Annotated in this window: 1 protein-coding gene; it reads right to left on the bottom strand. The window is 54.2% G+C overall.

The features are described from left to right. On the bottom strand, positions 1 to 287 hold a 287-nt coding region (locus EII23_RS12260; RefSeq protein WP_148091286.1), incomplete at its 3' end, for an Rpn family recombination-promoting nuclease/putative transposase. Positions 288 to 561 lie beyond the last annotated feature (274 nt).

Raw genomic sequence — 561 nt, 5'->3', positions numbered from 1 at the left:
GACAGGATGCGCAAAGCCATCCAGTGGTCGGGCGTGCTCTGGAACTCCAGAAGCAGGGCCACATAGCACCAGGAGCCTTTTTTCCAGCCCACACGCCAGACGATGTCGTCATGGCGTTCCCGCAAATCGTCCGTCACATAACTGCCCGAACAGCGTTCAAGGGTGGAAAAATCCAGATCCGCGACAAAATCCGCAGGCACAAAATCCCGCAACAGCGATTCCACCATTTCAGGATTGCTGAAAAACTGCTTGTACGCAGGATCATGCGGGATGCGCTCTTTTCCCATACGCACATCCTATCCCAGTAGTGTCCGGTGGGCAAGACGAGATCATGCACACAAAAAAGCCGCCTGCACAAGAGCACAGGCGGCCATCATGTTTTGCTGAAGATGCAGATCACATCATCTTTGTGTCGTCGTTGATCCGGTCAACAACAGCCTGCAACGATTCTGCACGGTAGGCAAAAAGCGTCAGCTTCCGCAGGGCATTGGCATCAGACGAATTGGCAATGTAGGAAGTCACGGACTGGGGAAGCGTGCCAAAGCGCGCCTCCAGCAAATC

Origin of the sequence: Desulfovibrio sp. OH1186_COT-070 (genome assembly GCF_003860215.1) — a bacterium.
Taxonomy (GTDB): domain Bacteria; phylum Desulfobacterota; class Desulfovibrionia; order Desulfovibrionales; family Desulfovibrionaceae; genus Desulfovibrio.
Note: the sequence above shows the minus strand (reverse complement) of the source record. Positions and strands in the feature narration are given on the sequence as shown.